Source organism: Nostoc spongiaeforme FACHB-130, assembly GCF_014698475.1.
In the GTDB taxonomy this organism is placed as follows: domain Bacteria; phylum Cyanobacteriota; class Cyanobacteriia; order Cyanobacteriales; family Nostocaceae; genus Nostoc_B; species Nostoc_B spongiaeforme.
The window spans coordinates 61,294-80,341 of the sequence record NZ_JACJTB010000018.1 but is presented as its reverse complement, the minus strand read 5'-3'; the positions used below and the strand labels follow the sequence as shown (position 1 = coordinate 80,341).

The 19,048-nt window shown below is 39.7% G+C and carries 10 protein-coding genes; 7 read left to right on the top strand and 3 right to left on the bottom strand.

The genetic code is table 11. The features are described from left to right. Positions 1 to 6: 6 nt before the first annotated feature. Positions 7 to 5,379: a trifunctional serine/threonine-protein kinase/ATP-binding protein/sensor histidine kinase gene (locus H6G74_RS15185; RefSeq protein ID WP_190968466.1), complete on the bottom strand. Its 5,373-nt coding sequence runs from the start codon at positions 5,377 to 5,379 to the stop codon at positions 7 to 9. Positions 5,380 to 6,317: 938 nt separating this feature from the next. On the opposite strand from H6G74_RS15185, the gene H6G74_RS15175 reads away from it, so the two are divergent. The 5 genes from H6G74_RS15175 to arsS all read left to right on the top strand — a co-directional run bounded on the left by H6G74_RS15175 (position 6,318) and on the right by arsS (position 11,514). Next, positions 6,318 to 7,193 (top strand): glycosyltransferase family 2 protein, encoded by an 876-nt coding sequence (locus H6G74_RS15175; RefSeq protein WP_190968465.1) that lies wholly within the window; start codon positions 6,318 to 6,320, stop codon positions 7,191 to 7,193. A 213-nt stretch (positions 7,194 to 7,406) separates the two neighbouring features. Beyond that, entirely contained in the window at positions 7,407 to 8,414 is a 1,008-nt protein-coding gene (locus H6G74_RS15170) for a zinc-dependent alcohol dehydrogenase family protein (protein ID WP_190968464.1), read from the top strand. A gap of 110 nt (positions 8,415 to 8,524) precedes the next feature. Beyond that, the gene (gene arsM, locus H6G74_RS15165) at positions 8,525 to 9,493 is read left to right on the top strand and encodes an arsenosugar biosynthesis arsenite methyltransferase ArsM (protein WP_190968463.1); all 969 of its coding nucleotides are present in this window, start codon (positions 8,525 to 8,527) and stop codon (positions 9,491 to 9,493) included. 15 nt (positions 9,494 to 9,508) lie between these two features. Continuing rightward, the gene (locus H6G74_RS15160; RefSeq protein WP_190968462.1) at positions 9,509 to 10,468 is read left to right on the top strand and encodes an inorganic phosphate transporter; all 960 of its coding nucleotides are present in this window, start codon (positions 9,509 to 9,511) and stop codon (positions 10,466 to 10,468) included. Between the two features lie 56 nt (positions 10,469 to 10,524). Beyond that, positions 10,525 to 11,514 carry an arsenosugar biosynthesis radical SAM (seleno)protein ArsS gene (arsS, locus tag H6G74_RS15155; protein ID WP_190968461.1) on the top strand — a complete coding sequence of 330 codons (990 nt, stop codon included), beginning with the start codon at positions 10,525 to 10,527 and terminating at the stop codon, positions 11,512 to 11,514. 474 nt (positions 11,515 to 11,988) lie between these two features. On the opposite strand, the gene H6G74_RS15150 is transcribed toward arsS, so the two are convergent. After that, positions 11,989 to 14,202, bottom strand: coding sequence for a family 10 glycosylhydrolase (locus tag H6G74_RS15150; protein WP_190968460.1), 2,214 nt, complete (start codon positions 14,200 to 14,202; stop codon positions 11,989 to 11,991). 379 nt (positions 14,203 to 14,581) lie between these two features. Here H6G74_RS15150 and H6G74_RS15145 point away from each other — a divergent pair, with 379 nt between their 5' ends. Further along, a complete protein-coding gene (locus H6G74_RS15145; protein WP_190968459.1) occupies positions 14,582 to 15,814 on the top strand; it encodes a glycosyltransferase family 4 protein in 1,233 nt (410 codons plus the stop codon). A 209-nt stretch (positions 15,815 to 16,023) separates the two neighbouring features. Here the strand turns inward: H6G74_RS15145 and H6G74_RS15140 are convergent, their stop codons facing one another. Continuing rightward, positions 16,024 to 16,347, bottom strand: a complete 324-nt coding sequence (locus H6G74_RS15140) for a hypothetical protein (protein WP_190968458.1) — start codon at positions 16,345 to 16,347, stop codon at positions 16,024 to 16,026. A gap of 620 nt (positions 16,348 to 16,967) precedes the next feature. Between H6G74_RS15140 and H6G74_RS15135 the strand changes: the two genes are divergently transcribed. After that, complete coding sequence (locus tag H6G74_RS15135; RefSeq protein WP_190968457.1) at positions 16,968 to 18,245, top strand: hypothetical protein; 1,278 nt, start codon at positions 16,968 to 16,970, stop codon at positions 18,243 to 18,245. The last annotated feature ends 803 nt before the right edge of the window (positions 18,246 to 19,048 follow it).

Below are 19,048 nucleotides of genomic sequence, written 5' to 3'. Positions count from 1 at the left end.
AAAAATTTACACTGGCAGTTGAATGACAAACTCTGTTCCCTCACTCAGAACAGAGTTGACTGTGATTTTACCGCCGTGTTTTTCTTCGATAATTTGCCGCGCGATCGCTAATCCTAAGCCCGTACCTTTACCGACTCCCTTGGTAGTAAATAAATGGTCAAAGATGCGACTTGTTACATCTGCACTCATACCTTTGCCGTTATCTCGAATATGGATATAAACTTGATTGGCAGTTACATAAGTACGGATCGTAATTTCTTGGGGATGAGTTTGTAATTCGGCAAATGTGCGGGTTTGCGCCATTTCATCAAACATATCAATGGCATTAGCCAAGATATTCATAAATACTTGGTTTAACTGCCCTGGAAAGCATTCAATTTCTGGGATGTGGCCATATTCTTGCTGAATATTGATGGCGGGGCGCTGTTCATTGGCTTTCAGGCGGTATTTTAAAATCATTAAAGTGCTATCAATACCATCATGGATGTTAGCTATGACTTTATTGACTGTATCGGCACGGGAGAAAGTACGCAGACTGTTGCTAATCGATTTAATGCGTTCAGTGGCTTCCGTCATCGAATGCAGTAACTTGGGTAAATCTTCGATTAAAAATTCCAAGTCAATATTTTGAGCATTCTTGTGAATTGGGTCAGCAGGTTCAGAATAATATTGTTGATACAGTTCTAGATGGCCGATTAAATCTTGGGTATATTCTTGGGCGTTGCGGATACTGCCGTAAAGAAAGCCAATGGGGTTATTAACTTCATGGGCAACCCCGGCGACTAAGTTACCCAAAGATGCCATTTTTTCATTTTGTACAATCTGGAGTTGGGATTGTTCCAACTGTTGGGCATATTCTTGGGCTTGGTGATAGAGGCGGGCATTTTCTAGGGAAATGGCGGCTTGAGTACACAGAAAGTTGAGAATCAAGATGCGATCGCCCGTAAACACTCCACTGCTAGACTGATTCTTTAAGTACAAAATCCCAATTAAATTACCTTGATTGAGAATTGGCAAGCACAATACACTTTTTGGTTGATGCTGAGTTAAATATTCACCAATTACAGGCAAATCAGTTTTGAGATTGTCAACCACCACGACTTCTTGAGTGTTTTTGACGTACTGTATCAGCTTGATTGGCAAATTAGGATTGTTTTCCAACGGTTCCGCACAAAGTTCTGTGGTTTCGGTTGTGGCGATCGCCCTGACTTGCCAGATTCCCTCACGATTGGGTAGCATTAAGGCGCAGTGATCAGCACCAGAGTTTTGCAGAATAATTTGTGTTAATTGAGACAGCAAATCATCTAATTGAATAGTGCTGGAGAGACTTTGCGAGGCTTTGATAATAGCGGCAAAATCTAAGGCTAGATTCAAACTGGTGTTAGAAGAGGCAGTAGTAGCACTATGAAATGAAACATTAGAACTCGTCACAGCCGCCAGGGTTTCTAAGGGGTTGAGAGTTGCTGTAGCTTGCTGAAAAATGGGACGCAGTAAATTAGGGTAGCGACTTTCTAAATCTTTGGTTTTGGCTTCTGCACCCCAGTGGGCATAACAGTAGTAAGCTTCCTGCATATAAGTTGTGGCGATTTTTTCTTTACCCCAAGCAAGATAAAACTTCGCTGCTAGTTCATAGGCGAGGGCTTGTTCTTGGAGGTAGCCATTGGCTTGGGCGAGGGCGATCGCGCGATCATACAAATCCCCGGCTTGATAATATTTTCCTAATACCCGATAAGTTTCTGCTTCTATCAGTTGAAACTTATGCAGATAATTCGCAGGAGCATGTTCAGCCCATATCTGCATTGATTGTTGATTCTTGGCAACTTTCTCTAAATCAACAGTTGTTGTGAGAGTATCTGGGCTAGAATATTCTGACAATAAACTCAAAGATTGATAAAAGTTCTTCAGGGGAGTAATTAATAAACCCGCCGCCCCTTGTTCATATTCTTCAAATTTGCTGGCATATTCTTTGGCGTTGGCAATATCACCAAATAAATAACAAAGTAAGAGTTTGGCGAGATAAACATAACAAACACCGTTGACATTACGACTTTGAATTAAGGCAGGTAAAGTCACAGTTTCGTCAAAACTTGTACCAACAAGCATCATGACATTTTCAGCTTTACCACGCAGATTAATCACTGTTTGTCGCCAAGTATTTGCCCAAATTAACGAAGCTTCTTGTTTGATATTTTCAATGAGCAGACAATATTTATCAGCTTCTGCTTCGGCAATTTCTAGATGTTCACCTGTCCAAAACAAAAATTGGCAATAGCAATTGGCACAATAACCAACATATTCTAAATCACCATGTTCTAAACCACTGGTTAAACCAGATAAGAATACAGGTAATGTGGAACGTAAAGAATCTCGCCAATGTTTAATAAATAAAGCAAAAGTCAGATTGACTTTACTAGTTAATTCTTTGGCTTGCAATTGATCTAAGATAGTAGTTGCTAGTTGCCCAAATTGATAGCCGCGTTCAATTTCACCAGTTGCACATAAAAATAAGCCATACAAACTATAAGCGATTGCGGCTTGGGGAGAGTTACCACATTGAATACAGATTTTCACCATTGTGAATATCTTTAAAGGTAACAATTGTGGTTTGGCTAAATACACAGATGCAAATAAACCCACCAAGATTCGCATTGCAGCCAATTGATCAGGTGCTTGGAGAATTGGTAAATCTGCGAGAGATTCGATGGGGCGATCGCCTAAAATAATTTTGAGTTGTTGATGTTCGGCAATCATCGTCTCAAAATCACAATCTTCTGGGAAATCAACACCCAGTAAATTCAAAGCCTCCCTACCTGTATTGATAGCTTCTAGCAGTTGATTTTGGGCGGTATAAGCTAAGATTTGAATTTCATAAACTTTAATTTTATCGAGTGGTTGACGCGCTGATAACAAAGTTTGATCAATGAAATATTTAGATTGGGCAAAATTAGTATTTAAATATTCTGATTCTGCTAAAGATTCATACATTTGCAGAGTCAGTGCATACTGATTTTGCCAGCAATTTTCGGTTAACAGTTTTAAGCCTGTGTTTAAATAACTCACAGCCGCCGCGTAGGCGGTAGCTACTTTGGCTTTATGTCCCGCCCGTAAGTTTAACTCGGCTAATTGTTGTCTTGGGGATGGTTCTGTAATTAATTCGATGCCAATATTGAGTTGATTGACAATATCAAAAATCCGGTTGTCTAACTCTGATTCTAGGGTATTATTTAAAAGTAATTCCCCAATTTTGTGGTGAGTCGCTTGTTTTTGCCAGTCAGGAATTAAAGAGTAAGCAGCTTGTTGGACGCGATCGTGTAAAAATTTATAAGTTAAATTCTCAATTTTGTGATTGTTCTGATTGGCTTGTTCAGAGCTGAGATAAAATTTATAAACTTCACTTTGGGGCAGAATTAATCCTTCTTGTAAAGCTTTCCACAAGGCTGTTGCCGCTTCCATTTGTAATTGTTCGGAAACAATTGCTAAGGTAGCTAAATCAAAAGAATTACCAATACAAGCAGCTAACTTGAGAACATTTTGAGTTTCATCAGGCAACTTTTGTAATTGCTGTGCCATAAACTCAACCACATCATCTGTGAGAGATAAGGCATTAATTTGAGCAATATCACATTCCCAATAGCCTTGTTCACGGTTAAATTTAATTTCTCCATCTTCGTGTAAGGCTTTGAGAAATTGGGTAATGAAAAAGGGATTACCTTTGGTTTTACGGATAATTAATTCTGTCAGGGGGAGCGATCGCTCAGTTGTACAATGCAGTGTATCAGCAATTAACTGATTGGTATCACTCAAAGTCAAAGGCGCAAGGGTAATTGTATTCACGGTTCTGCCAACTTGCTGGAGTTCCGCAACTGTTAAGATTAACGGGTGGGTGGGCGAAACTTCGTTATCTCGATAAGCCCCCAACAATAACAGATAATTTTTATCTGCCATCAGCAGTTTAATTAATTGCAAAGATGCGGCATCTGCCCATTGCAAATCATCAATAAACATCACTAATGGATGTTCGGCAGTGGTAAAGACGGCAATAAATTTCTGAAATAATAAGTTAAATCTGTTTTGGGCGGCTGTTCCCGATAATTCTGGTGTAGGTGGTTGTTTACCAATGACTCTTTCGAGTTCTGGCATCACTTCAATTAAAACTTGTCCATTGTCGCCCAACGCAGCTAGAATCTGACTGCGCCATTGATTTAATTGGGTATCTGATTCTGATAATAATTGCCCAATCAAATCGCGCAAAGCTTGGACAAACGCTAATAGGGGAATATTTCGGTTAAACTGATCAAATTTACCTTTGATGAAATAGCCTTGCTGGCGGGTAATGGGTTTATGCACTTCGTTGACGACGGCGGTTTTCCCAATTCCCGAAAATCCTGCAACTAGCATCATTTCAGATGTGCCGTTAGCAACACGTTCAAAGGCTTGCAAGAGGCTGATAACTTCGGCTTCACGTCCGTAGAGTTTTTCGGGGATGAGAAAGCGATCGCAAATATCTCGTTGTCCAATGGCAAAATTAGTAATGGTACCAGTATCTTGTAATTGCTGAGTGCAAGTTTCTAAATCATGCTTTAATCCCAAAGCACTTTGATATCTATCTTCGGCGTTTTTCGCCATTAATTTCAGCACAATATCTGCAAGTACCTGGGGGATATCTGCATTATTAGCCAAAATCAGTGTTCTGGCGATGTGACAATGCACTAACTCCATTGGATCTTCGCAGATAAACGGTAAAGTCCCCGTCAAAAGTTCATAAAAAGTCACACCCAAAGAATAAAAATCACTACGGTAATCAATACCCCGGTTCATTCTCCCGGTTTGTTCTGGAGAAATATAAGCAAGTGTTCCTTCTAAAACATTGGGACTTTTGATTTCTTGAGTTTCTCGCGGTAACAGGGAAGCAATGCTAAAGTCAATTAATTGTACCTGCTTGCTGTAGGGATGAATCAGAATATTAGCAGGTTTAATATCCTTGTGGATAACACGGTGTTGATGTAAATCGTGAAGAATATTACTGAGTTGAATAGCGATCGCTAAAAATTCCGCTAAAGAAAGAGTCGTGGTTTTGATATATTCCCGCAGAGCGATCGCCCCCGTATCCGGCATCACTAATATATAACCATGTCCATAGGTTTCTAATGACAACGGATGAATAATACCCGGAATTTGCAGATTTTTGCTAATCGTGTATTGGTTACGAAATTGCAATAACTCGTGAAAACTCGGATATTCGGAGGTGAGAAGTTTGATGACTACTGGCAGTTGATCAACTTGACGGATAGCGCGATATACTCTGGTTCTAGAACCTGCATACAATTGAGAGCTAATTTGATATCCAGGAATGACGGGTGTCTGAAACTCAGTAGTCATTGATATATACCTCTAGTTTCTTTTGGTGGTTGCTTCTCTACATGGATGAAACCACGCGCAGCAAGTTTAGATAAGCTTAGTATTCCCATTTGTTAGAGTTAGAATAACTAATACTTAGCTAAAGAGATCATTAACTACTGAATTGAGTAATCAGGCAATATAGCATTCCTATTTGATATGTGAGCAACACAGACAAGGGAAACAAGGAGGAGAGATGTTTTTTAACAATTGACAATGAACAATTACCTCTACCTGAAAAATTGTAAAGTTTATCTAGAACTTAGTGCTATGATTCCGCAGATTAAAAATATATTTTTACGGCAAATGGCCTCTGGCGATCGCAGGGGGCATGATTCAATCGAAAATCGCATTAGGTAGTGTCGTTAAAGCCGGAGATAGACTTTACAATTTTTCAGTTTTAACAAAGCAGGTGGATTGCCCAAATTAATTGATATCTATGCTGAACACGATGGATTGATTTTTGATGTGGCGACCAATCAAGCTGTAAATCAAGGAGAATTTGTCTTAGGAATTATTTATTAATTTGTTGCAGAAGTCCGAATCAATTAGTGGGTAATTCAAAGCCGCCACTGTCTTGAAAAGTTTGCTCAAGTCGGCAAAGCCGCCCACGCAACTTTTCGCTAATTGAAGACTACTAAATCAAAGATTTAATGAGTGTCTTAAACCCACTTATTCATTAGCAATTTGGACAGAATTAAATTCTGAATTCTGGCTACTGACTCCTGAGAGGCTGTCTCTAAAGAAATGTAAAAAGAGCGAAGTCAGACAGCCAATATCGTCGCCTGAGTAAAGATTATGAACTTTTACCCGAAATGAGCAAATCTATAATTAACACAGTCATGATTCGTTTAATGTTAAAACGACTGGTGAAGTCTTATTTGCTCACTTCATAATCATTTACAAACAGGCTCTAAAGAATGCCAAAAGTTAGCGTCATTATTCCCACCTATCAGCGATCGCATCTGGTTGGTCAAGCAATTGAAAGCGTTTTAGCTCAGACCTACTGCAATTACGAAATCATCGTAGTCAATGATGGCTCTACTGACAACACTGGAGAAATTCTGGCTCAGTATGCGGATCAAGTTATTGCCATTCATCAAGACAATTGGGGAATAGCAGCAGCGAGAAATGCCGGGATACGAGTTTCTCAAGGGCAGTATCTTGCTTTTTTAGATGATGATGATCTTTGGGAACCGCAAAAACTGGAAAAGCAAATTCCTCTATTGGAAACTGATTCCAGTATAGGTCTAGTCTACACCGATATGGTGATCTTTAATGAAGCAGGAATACTGCCAGGAACCTATCTCAATGGTTTTGTTCCGCCTCAAACTGTTACTCCTTGGACTCTACTGCATGGCAACTTTTTTCCCATGCCCACGATTATCATCCGTCGGGTATGTTGGGAGCAGCTCGGTGGTTTTGATGAAAGTTTGCGTTCCTCAGAAGATTATGACCTTTGGCTAAGGATTGTCGAGGAATGGGCAGTAGGCTATGTAAATGAACCACTGGCACGCTATTGTCGTCATTCTGAAAACAGCAAACAGTTAAGTCAAAATACAGAAACGATGCTACTAACAACTCTCTGCGTTAAAGAGGCAGCATTTCAGCGCAATCCATATCTGCAACGCTTGCAACCGAAGTACCGTGATTCTTGTCTGCGTCCAGAATACTTAGAACTAGCAAACTTCTACACCCAAAATGGTGATTTGGCAAAGGCAAAGGCGGTGTTAGACCGCTATCAGCCAGATAAATCGGTAAAAGAACTCAATACCTTAACCAAAAAAAGAGTATGAAGAGAGAGGGCTGACGTAGTAGAGTTATTGGACGTACTTGGTATTAGATGGTCATTTTGGTAACAACAATGGTTTGCAGATGGCACGTCTTGTCAACTTGCACATAATTTCTAAGTTACGGCATGATTCAGCATGAGTGACTGTCTGACTTTGCTCTTTTTAAATTTCTTTAGAGACAGCCTCTGAATCCTATTTTGATGATGGTAAAAGTTTATGAAAGCTTACGAAATCCAAAGTAATGCCGGCATTGATGCTTTAAAATTAGTTGATCGCCCGCAACCCGAACCCGCAGCCGGACAAGTTCTCATTAAGGTAAGAGCCACATCTTTAAATTATCGTGATTTGCTAGTAGCTGCGGGAAACTACGGTTCTAAATTGACATATCCACTGATTCCGATGTCTGATGGTGCGGGGGAAGTTGTCGCTGTGGGTGAAGGTGTGACAAGGGTAAAAAAAGGCGATCGCGTCGCCGGGATTTTCTTCCAAACTTGGATTGACGACTCCCCAACTAGACAGAAAATGAAGTCTGATTTAGGTGGTAGCATTGACGGGATGCTGGCTGAATACGTTGTGCTAGACCAAGATGGGCTAGTAATTTTACCTGATCACCTCTCCTACACCCAGGCAGCCACTTTACCCTGCGCTGCTGTCACCGCTTGGCACGCTTTGGTTACAAAAGGTAACATCTGCGCCAATCACACTATATTATTGCTGGGTACTGGCGGAGTTTCGATATTTGCCCTTCAGTTTGCCAAACTCCACAATGCAAAAGTCATCATTACTTCTAGTAGCGATGAAAAATTAGCCCAAGCCAAACAACTAGGTGCTGATGAAATTATCAACTACAAAACCACACCAAATTGGGAACAGCAAGTTTATGAGTTAACAAATCGCGTTGGTGTAGATCACGTCATCGAAGTCGGTGGTGCAGGTACTTTACCACAATCACTCCAAGCCACCAGAATTGGCGGGCGTGTGAGCTTAATCGGTGTGCTGACAAAAGGTAGTGACATTGATCCCATGCCCATATTAGCTAAAAGTCTTACCCTACAGGGCATTTATGTAGGCAGTCGGGAAATGTTTGAAACTATGAATCAAGCAATATCTCACCATCAAATCTTCCCCATAATTGATTCTGTGTTTCCATTCACCGCCGCCCCAGAAGCTTATCGCTATCTCAAAACTGCCGCCCACTTTGGTAAAGTCGTGATTGAAGTTTAAATTCACACTTAATACTTTCTCTCTCAGGAGAAATTCATTTAGGCGATACTTAGTTATATTAGGATGCTCAGAGCTGAGTATTCCCGAAAACACCTAATATCCAGACTGTTATGACTTATTTAGAAACAGCCGCAGAATTTTACCGTGAAGTTGCAGAAACACCCGAAGTTGGACTTTGTTGTGTCCAAAGTTCACCCTTGCAATTCCCTGGCTTAAAAATTCCCTTGCCGATGCAAGAAATGAACTATGGTTGTGGTACAACGGTTCACCCAACAGAACTGATCAACCAACCCACTGTGCTGTATGTTGGTGTGGGTGGTGGATTAGAAGCGTTGCAATTTGCTTATTTTTCTCGTCGTGCTGGTGCGGTAATTGCTGTTGAACCCGTGGCTGCTATGCGAGAAGCTGCTACACGCAACCTGGAAATTGCTGCCACCGAAAACTCTTGGTTTCATCCTAATTTCGTCGAAATTCGCCCAGGTGATGCTTTTAATTTGCCTGTGGCTGATGCTTCGGTGGATATTGTCGCCCAGAATTGCCTGTTCAACATTTTTGAACCAGAAGATTTAACCAGAGCTTTAAAAGAAGCATATCGTGTGCTGAAACCTGGTGGACGTTTGCAAATGAGTGATCCCATTGCAACCCGTTCAATTCCTACCCATCTTCAACAAGATGAGCAACTACGCGCTATGTGTTTGTCAGGCGCACTTACCTACGAAGAGTATACCCAGCGCATAATTGATGCTGGCTTCGGACAAATTGAAATTCGCGCCCGTCGCCCTTATCGCTTACTGGATGCTCAGACTTACAACTTAGAAGCAAACTTACTACTAGAAAGTCTTGATTCGGTGGCTTTTAAAGTTGCAATTCCAGAAGATGGCGCTTGTATTTTTACTGGCAAGACAGCCATTTACTGTGGTGCAGCAGCTTTATTTGATGATGGCGCAGGACATCTGCTTCAGCGCGGGATTCCCGCAGCAGTCTGTGACAAAACGGCTGCTAAATTGGCGGCTTTAGAGCCGCAGCAAATCATAATTACTGATTCAACCTGGCACTATAACGGTGGTGGTTGCTGTTAAAATATAAACCCCAAAATGTTAATTATTAGTTTGTTTTTGGCTACGTTATTTCTGGCTTATGCTCATGGAGCAAATGATAACTTTAAGGGTGTAGCAACGCTGTTTGGTAGTGGGACAACTAGCTACCAGACGGCGATTTTATGGGCAACTATTATGACCTTTGCGGGTGCAGTTGCTGCGATATTTATGGCTGGTACATTAGTCCAAAACTTTTCGGGACAAGGGATTTTTCCCGATGAAATTGCTAATGTGCCAGAAATTCATTTAGCTGTGGCGATCGCAACTGGTGTGACAGTGTTAATGGCTGCTTTGACAGGGTTTCCGATTTCGACAACTCACAGTTTAACAGGTGGTTTATTAGGGGCGGGATTAGTAGCGATCGGTCTCAAGGTTAATTTTAGTGTATTACTCAAATATTTTGTTTTACCTTTAGTATTGAGTCCCCTAATAGCAATTTTATTAGCAGCAGGTATTTATAAATTATTTGCATATACTAATTCTAAGTTTAACTTGTTAGCTAATCAAAAACTATTAGATATCCTGCATTTTATCAGTGCAGCAGTTGTCAGTTTTGCCAGAGGCTTCAGTCAAACTCCCAAGTTAGTTTCGATTATTCTGATTATTGAATATTTTTCCATTCAAGGTGGAATGTTAACCATTGCAATGGCGATGGGGTTAGGTGGGCTACTCAACTCTCAGAGAATTGCTGACACTATGAGTACAAGACTTGCTACTGTAGATTCTACACAAGGTTTGTCTGCAAATTTAGTGACCGGATTTTTAGCGATCGCAGCAACTTGTTTTGGTTTACCCATTTCTACAACTCATGTTGCCGTTAGTTCCATTGTTGGTGCTGGCTTAACCGCAAAACAAGTAAATTTACGTGTTTTCTGGCAGATAATTATTGCTTGGATTTTCACTGTACCCGCCACAGCCATTATTAGTGGTATAGCTTATAGATTATTACAAGGCTAAAGATATTAAGAAGTCAGGAGTCAGAATTCAGCAGTTTAAATCAGGAAGATCAAATCATGCAAGCTACTTCAAAATTTACTAACTTTAACCATAAACTCAATACACCATTAACTAAAAAGCAAATTACTGTTTTACAAATTAACTTGGGTAAACGTTGCAACCTTGCTTGTAATCATTGTCATGTTGAAGCCAGCCCAAAACGCACAGAAGAACTGTCTCCAGAAATCTGCACACAGTTAATTGAATTAATCCATAAATTTCCTGAAATTGAAATTGTTGATTTGACTGGTGGCGCACCAGAAATGAATTATGGATTTAAATTATTAGTAGAAGCTGCTAGAGCAACTCATAAACAAGTAATTGTCCGCTCTAACTTGACTATTTACTTTGTCGATGGCTTTGGTGATTTACCAGAATATTTTGCCCAAAATCAAGTGAGAATAGTTGCGTCTCTGCCTTGTTACTTAGCCGATAATGTCGATAAAATGCGCGGTGCTGGTGTTTTTGATGATTCTATCAAAGCTTTGCAGTGGCTGAACAGTGTTGGCTATAGTCACGAAGCTAATTTAATTTTAGATTTAGTTTATAATCCCCAATTACCCACAGGTGAAAAATTTGCTTTAGCGCCTGAACAAAAGCAGTTAGAGCAAGATTATAAAAGATTTTTAAAAGATAATTTTGATATTCAATTTAACAATTTATTTACCATCACCAATCTACCAGTCGGTAGAACTAAGCTGTATTTAGAGCGCAAAAAACTCTACATTCCCTATCTCCAATTTTTAGAATCCCATTTTAACGCCAGTACCATCGAGCATTTAATGTGTCGTAATGAACTTTCGATTGATTATTTAGGAAATGTTTATGATTGTGATTTCAGCCAAATGATGAATCTACCCGCAAAAAATACCAACGGGGAAAACTTAACAGTAGCTCACTTGTTAGCAGCTAGTAATTTAGACTTAATTTCTGAAGTTCAAACAGCCGCCTATTGCTATGGTTGTACAGCAGGGAGTGGTTCTAGCTGTGGTGGAGCTTTAGTTTAAAATTAACTACAGAAAGCCCAAAAAACCTAAGAATTTAGGTTTATGTCATCAAACGATAATCTAGCTGCAAATTTTATTAAGTATGGGTCAATAATCTTCTAATGGGTTATATGATGAGATCAGTTAAGTCTCCTCACACCACACTATAAAACCGTAGAAAAATATAATTTCTACGGTTTTTATTTTGTCTCAAAAGAGTATGTATGTGAATTTATACTAAGTTGCTTGCAGAAATAGTATTCCTACTCCCACCCAAGGTAGAGACGTTGTATACAATGTTTCTAAAATTTGCTATCAGTCTGTACTGTCCGAAAATTTCTGTTACCAAAATTGTTACGAGCGTACAGCAAACTAGTTAGTTACCGTATCATGAGATTTAGTTAAGCTCCTCATACCACACCAAAAGCCGTGCAACTCTAAGTTGCATCGGCTTTTTTCTTTTCGTTACACCCTTACACCTCTATGTAAGTCTTGTTAACGACGAACACGAAACCCCTGTTGTCCATTAATTGCGTCAAAAAGGACATCGTATCGATCAAAAAATCCAATACCACTGTTCACAAATACAGGCTGTTCAGCTTGGGTAGAAATCGCAATATTCCACAAATTAAACCCATCACGGTTGCCTGGAACTAAACTGTAATCCAAAACTTGAGGGATAGCTATTTTAACAGTATTTTCCGGGCGTAACCTTCCGGGTTTAAGTTTGCCTGCAAGGTTTGGGGACTTCAACTCAACAAAACCACTTGTATTTCTAGAGTCAGTAACCATTCTGCTGTTACAGCTATTTTTCATCGCACTACCAGAGATATTTAAACAGACGGCGTTAAGTCGAGAGTCCCATCTATTGCCAGGTATACCATCAATTGCAGGTTGCGCCTTCAGGGAAACCATTTTAAAACCTGCGCGATTTTTTGCGGTCAAGCCAAGGGTGAGACTACCATTATTATTAGTACCACCATTACCTGTGACGATCGCTCCATTACTCAAATTTCCTGGTAATTTTCTCAACGGGTTATAAGGAAGTGACCGTTCAAAATAATTGACACCGATAATACCGGAAAACGCTGTACTACTTTTCGCCGAACAATTTGGTTTTTGGGTAGTACATTTGCGGCTAGTCACAACCTGTACCGGAACAGGTTCTTCAGTAGTCAGGAAACCAATTCGGAAATTGGTATAAACTAATTCTCCTTCTAAGATTGTCCCATCACTCAATACTTCCTTGATAACTTGACCTGTTTTGCGGATGGGCGCATTCCCAAAAAATTCTGGAGGTACTCTTAAACCAGCTGAACCTGTATCTAACAAAACACGTCTCGGCCGACCATTGGCTACAGATATTTCTAAAAAATAGCCTCGACTTGCTTGGCTAACAGAACCCTTGGTATATAAAGGGACTGATATTGTATCAAAAGTAGGCTTGCGGCGTGTAATTTGTGAAGTATCCCGCAACGCAGGGGTGGCAAAAACTTCTAAAAATCCAGCTTGTCGCTGCGCCACAGGTTCAGGTGCAATATCCCACAGACTTTCATAATAGAAAAACACAGCACCTAAACCGCGTTGTTGAGCCGCCCGGACTTGAGACTGAATTTGTTGCAGAGAAACTGGGCGATTTCGCAACCCTGTCATAATACCTATGCCAGTAGGTATATATTGTTGGGTTTCGATAATTTCTGGGCGAGTAATTTGGCTGAGAAAAGCTTCTAATTCGTTACGGTAAACTTGCATCACCAACTCGTCTACAATACCCAATCTCACCCAATTCAACCAGTCTTGCAGTTGAAATTTATAAGCATAATCATAGTAATTAGGCGAAACAGAAATAATCGCATTAGGCTTGATTTGTTTCACCGCTTGATAAAGTTGAAGCATGAATGCTGTAATTTTATCCGCCCGCCATTGCACCCATGCTTGGGCTTGAGGGTTGGGGGGAGGTGGATTGCCAGTTTCTTCGGTATATAGTTTGATGGTGTAAGGGTCGTAACCAAAATCCACAGGCAAACTCATGTGGTCATCAAATTGAATACCATCAGCGTTGTATTTGGTAATGATTTCAACTACAAGGTCAGTAATAAATTTTTGGACTTCGGGATGGAAAGGATTAAACCAAGCTACTTCACCCGCCGCAGTAATTGAAGTTTGAGTTCCATCTTGCTTTTGTGTTAGCCAAGTTGGGTGGGCGGATGCTAATTCTGAGGTTAAGGGAACCATAAAACCAAATTCAAACCAAGGTATAGTGACTAATCCTTGGCGACGACCTTGGTTAATAATGTCAGCAATAATATCTTGTCCTTCTGCACCTTTGAAGAAAAAGGGAATACCTTGCTGTTGTGCTACTGCACTGGGATATTTTGTATAACCATCATTCCAGACGACGGGATAGACTGTGTTAAAGTTCAACCGCCGCAATTGAGCCATTGTATCCTGCACTTTGGCTTGATACTTCATAATATCGAAGTCGTTATTAGTCAGCCAAACCCCGCGAATTTGTTGGCGGGACTCAGATATTTGAGCAGATGTCGGTGTTAAATTGCCTAAAAATACTACGATGCTGAATGAGGAGATAAACAAAACTGGTAGAAGACGCTGAATTGACCGCCAATTTAAAAATTGCCTCAATGTAGTCAATAATTTAGTGACCCAAGCATAAATTTGTAGGCTTTTATACTGTAAAAATTTCAACATTACTCAGCAGTTGTACTTAAGTTATGAAAGTTATTTATAACATTTAACTTTGATGCAAAAGTCAAATGACTGCACCAGTCAAACTAATGCACATTTGACGTAGTTAACAGTTTTTTTGTTCACGACTTATCTGGAATTGCTGTAGCGGTAAAAAATCGTTAAACCCAACAACTTAATTCTTATTAGAAGTAATATTAAAAATCGGCAGTTTATTATTCATATTTTTAGCTGCTAAATTTACCGGGGACGGACTGAATAAAATGATGATTATTACCAGAATATAATCAGCTTACATTTTACAAAATAAGAGTTAAAGTATTATCGATTAACGCCATAACTGCATCAAAATTACTATTCAAAAAAGGAGCAGCAAAATTATATGCGGATATTAATGCTATCGTCTACATTTCCCTACCCGCCCAGTCGTGGAGGCACAGAAATTAGAACTTTTAATTTACTGCGATATCTTCAATATAACCACGACATAACGTTAATTACACAGAGTAACAAGGAAACAACATCAGCCGAGATAGAGGAATTACGGAAATATGTGAGTGAATTGATTGTTTTTCCTTTACCGCCGGAACCCCAAGAAAAAAATGCGATCGCTCGTTTAGTCGGTAAAACAGCCCGGTTTTTAGAGTCGGTACTCAAAGCGATACCGCCAAATGTACTCCATCGCTATTCTCCAGAGATTCAAGCTTGGGTCGATGAATATGTCCGCGCCAGGAAGTGCGATGTGATTACTTGTGAACATAGTGTCAATGAAATTTATATTCAGCCAGACTACCGTCATCTAGTAAATACGGTGGTTGATGTTCACAGTTCTGTTTACGGCTGGATTCGTGATCATTTAGAAATGGGTGCGGCGCAAAATGCACTGCGCGATCGCCTTTATTTGTCTCTGATTCTCAAACGCTACGAACAGCGTTATTGTAATAAGTTTTCTAACATTGTGGTGACAACCCAAGACGATCGCCAAGAATTTCTGAAACTGCGTCCTGATCTGGAAATTAAAGTGATTCCCAACGGCGTAGATTTAGAATTGTTTCCCTGTCGTCAACAAGACCCAGGGGGACATAAATTAATTTTTGTGGGAGCTATGGATGCTTCACATAATATCGATGCAGCACGTTTTTTTGCTGTTGAGGTTTTACCACAATTACAAAAACATTATCCAGACACCACCTTTAGTATTGTTGGTGCTAGACCAACTCCAGAAGTTTTAGAGTTGAACAAGCTTCCTGGTGTGATTGTGACTGGCCGCGTAGCTTCAATGGCAGAATATTTACACCAGTCTACAGTTTGTGTAGTCCCGCTCCGCACTGGTTTTGGCATTAAAAATAAAACTTTGGAAGCAATGGCCGCTGGTGTACCTGTTGTCGCAAGCGATCGCGGTTTGGAAGGATTAGCTGTAGATATTGCAGATCAACCATTACGCGCCTTGAGAGCTAATACGCCAGCAGAATATGTCACAGCTATTAGTCGATTATTTGATCATCCCCAACTGCGTTCAGAATTATCTGAACAAGGTAGACAATTAGTAGAAACAGAATTCACCTGGGATATTGCTGGAAAACGTTATGAACAAGTTCTGCTACAGCAGTCTTAATACAGCGTTTTTCGATTGAGTGCAGGTGTAGGTTGGGTGGAGGAACGGAACCCAACATTTTCAAGGCTTTGTTGGGTTACGCTATCGCTACACCCAACCTACTATTCTCTTAACTGAACCGTATTGTATTATAAATTATGTACGAATAAATAAATCCCCGACTTGATCACAAAGTCGGGGATTTGAGTTAATTAAATTGCGGCTTGATTCTACTGCCGCATCGAAGGGGCCGCAAAAATTCGACTGTTGATGGGAACGCGAAATGTCGGTTGAGGCTTGGTAGGATTGTTAGTTACCGCAACTGTATTCTCCGCAGTTTCAGATACAGTTGTTGACTTAACACTTGCAGAATTATCTGCATTGTCAACTAGCGATCGCTCATCATTCGTCAATGATGTATTCTCAGATGAAATATTGCTATCTAGTTCAGTTGCTTTAGCTTCTGTAGTAACTTGAGCGCGACAAGGAATGCAAATAAAACTAGAGACTACACTTAAAAGTAGTGCTAGTAAAGGACAAGTATATTGTTTCATTGCAGTGGTGTAGTGTTGGTTAGACTTCTGGTTAATGTTGCGTTGTGCTATGAGCTTAAATTTCTGAGTTTTATCTTCATAAACAAGACAAAATAAGTGCTGCTATCTAAAAGCAATCTTTGAAATAAAACTCATCTAAAAAACAATTAGAAAATCAACTGATAGATGCACATTGATATAATAAATATGAGATTGATTCACAACATGGAGCAACGCAACTATCAGCACTATAGAAGAATAGTTACTCATCTCTGAAGAGAAAAATTACGTATTTTACTACGTCTATTAATATTTATCAGTCGGCAATTTATTCGCATATTTAAGGATTGACAGGGTATCAATATATAAAGTTTTTATCAATAATTATGTTGATTATGTTGTCTACATCAAGTTTTTACTAACTTTAAACAAATAGACGCATATCAGCTTGATCAAGTTTGATTAAAAGCAGAAACTTTAAAATTAGATATAAAGTCTTTATATTGAATAAATACTGAGCAAAATTTCCATTTGGCGATCGCACCTGTATTTGAGTTATAAACGTAACATCTGAATCTACTGATTTAGACTCACAAAATAGATTTCTTTTAGTACTACAATTTCTATTTATCTAGGAATATATGACATTGAAAAACTTCACAAAAGCCTTTGTTCTGAGTTTGGTGATTGTAAATTTTTGGTCAACAGCCCAAGCACAAACATCCACTAGTGAAACTTCTGCACTGTCTCAAGAAGTGGCTGTGCTACGAAAACAGGGAAATCAAGGATTGCAAAAATTCCTCAATACTCACAAAACTGTACTCAATACACGTTCTTCCGGTGCAGCTGTGCCAAATCCGCAAATCCGCGCCGCCTTAGATCAACTTTGTCAACAGCGAGATTGCTATGCTTCGCGGTTGTATTGGTACACAGACTTAGAAGCAGCGAAAGCAGCAGCCAAAGCTAGTGGTAAACCTATTTTATCTCTGCGGTTGCTAGGCAGGCTAGATCAAGATTTAAGCTGTGCGAATAGTCGGTTTTTTCGTGTAGCACTATATCCCAATGCGGCGATTTCTCAAGTTTTGCAAAATCGCTTTATTTTACACTGGCAATCAGTTAGGCCTGTACCCAAAGTGACCATTGATTTTGGGGATGGTCGCAAACTAGAGCGAACCATTACAGGTAACAGCATTCACTATATATTAGATGCTTCTGGTCGTCCGATTGATGCCATTCCTGGATTGTACGGCCCCAAAGCTTTTTTACGCCAGCTACAACAAGCTGAAGTTGCAGCCAAGGAATACAGTAAACTTCCTGCTGCTCAACGTCAGGCTTTTTTAAAGGAATACCATAGTGATCGCCTAAATGCAATCCAAACTCAATGGAGTGCTGATTTATCCCGCTTGGGGATTCAATCTCCTCCAAGGTTGGTAGAGAACTCATCACCAACAGCCGAAACAGCAGGTTCTTTGGCGGTAACTAAAATGGCCGTCGAAACCCCGATGCTGAGTGCTTTACGTCCTGGTGCGGCAGCAAATCGCAATAACTTAGCAGCAATTACCGACCAAGAAGCTTGGAATAAAATTGCTCAACTTTATGCCACTGATGCCAAACTCGATCAAAATAGCATTGCTTTGATCAGCGCCAAAAAATTCTCATCAGCCAAAACTGAAGCTGAAAACTTACGAAAAATAGTCAATCAATTTGAAAATTTGATGGCTTTAGATTCCGTTAGAAATGAATATATGTTGCATAGCCAAATTCATCAATGGTTTACCCAAGAAGCCCAAACTAGTGATGTAGCCGAATTGAACGAGAAAGTTTACGCGCAACTTTTTTTGACTCCTAGTTCTGACCCCTGGTTGGGACTTTTAGCCAACGATAGCTATAGTGCTATTGATAATGATGGTTTACGGTAGTATAAACTTGGCTATCGGTAAAGCTATACCTGCGGTAGTAGTGTGTTTATTCTTTTGATAGAAGTTAGCAATAAGATTCACACATATCGTTAAGCTATTGCAGTTCTACACCATTTGTAAATCACAATATCCCCGATTTCTGAAAAGTCGGGGAGTTAAAATTCTCAATTTAGGGCTTTTCAAGAAATAAATTATTCTGGATAATAACAAATTATCTCACAAATAGTTGTGCGATCGCAGTCTCGGTTTAGCCATTTTGTTACAGATTTTTGAGCCAATTCTAAACTTTTGTCACAAAGGCAAAAGCAATAACTACTAGTAGGCTGTAAGATAACTTCAGACTGAATCTATGTTCATAGATTCTTCTAAATAGTGAATAATGCTCAATATTAAATATACAGAAGTTCTATCTGATAAAAAGCATCATTATGCAGTTTATCAGACCAACTATTTTGGTTAATAGAATCCTTAAATTTTGATGTTCTTTATATATGCAAGCAGATATAGCATTTCTCATTCTAGTGAAGTACAAGCAAGAATAATTAACCGCCGATGGACGCGGATGGACGCAGATAAATTTGTACCTCAGCAGACTAGGAAAAGCTATAGCACAATACGGTTCAGATAAGAAAATTAAATCACCACAAAACCAAAAAATAATGACTCAACAAAAAACGAAAGAATAATTTTGGAGGGGGTTTGGGGGATTCTCCCCCAAATCTTGCTCAAATAGGTATAGCAGAAATTGAAAAATCAAATCTCATCACATTAACTGAACCTTATTGGCAGATAGCAGGACGATA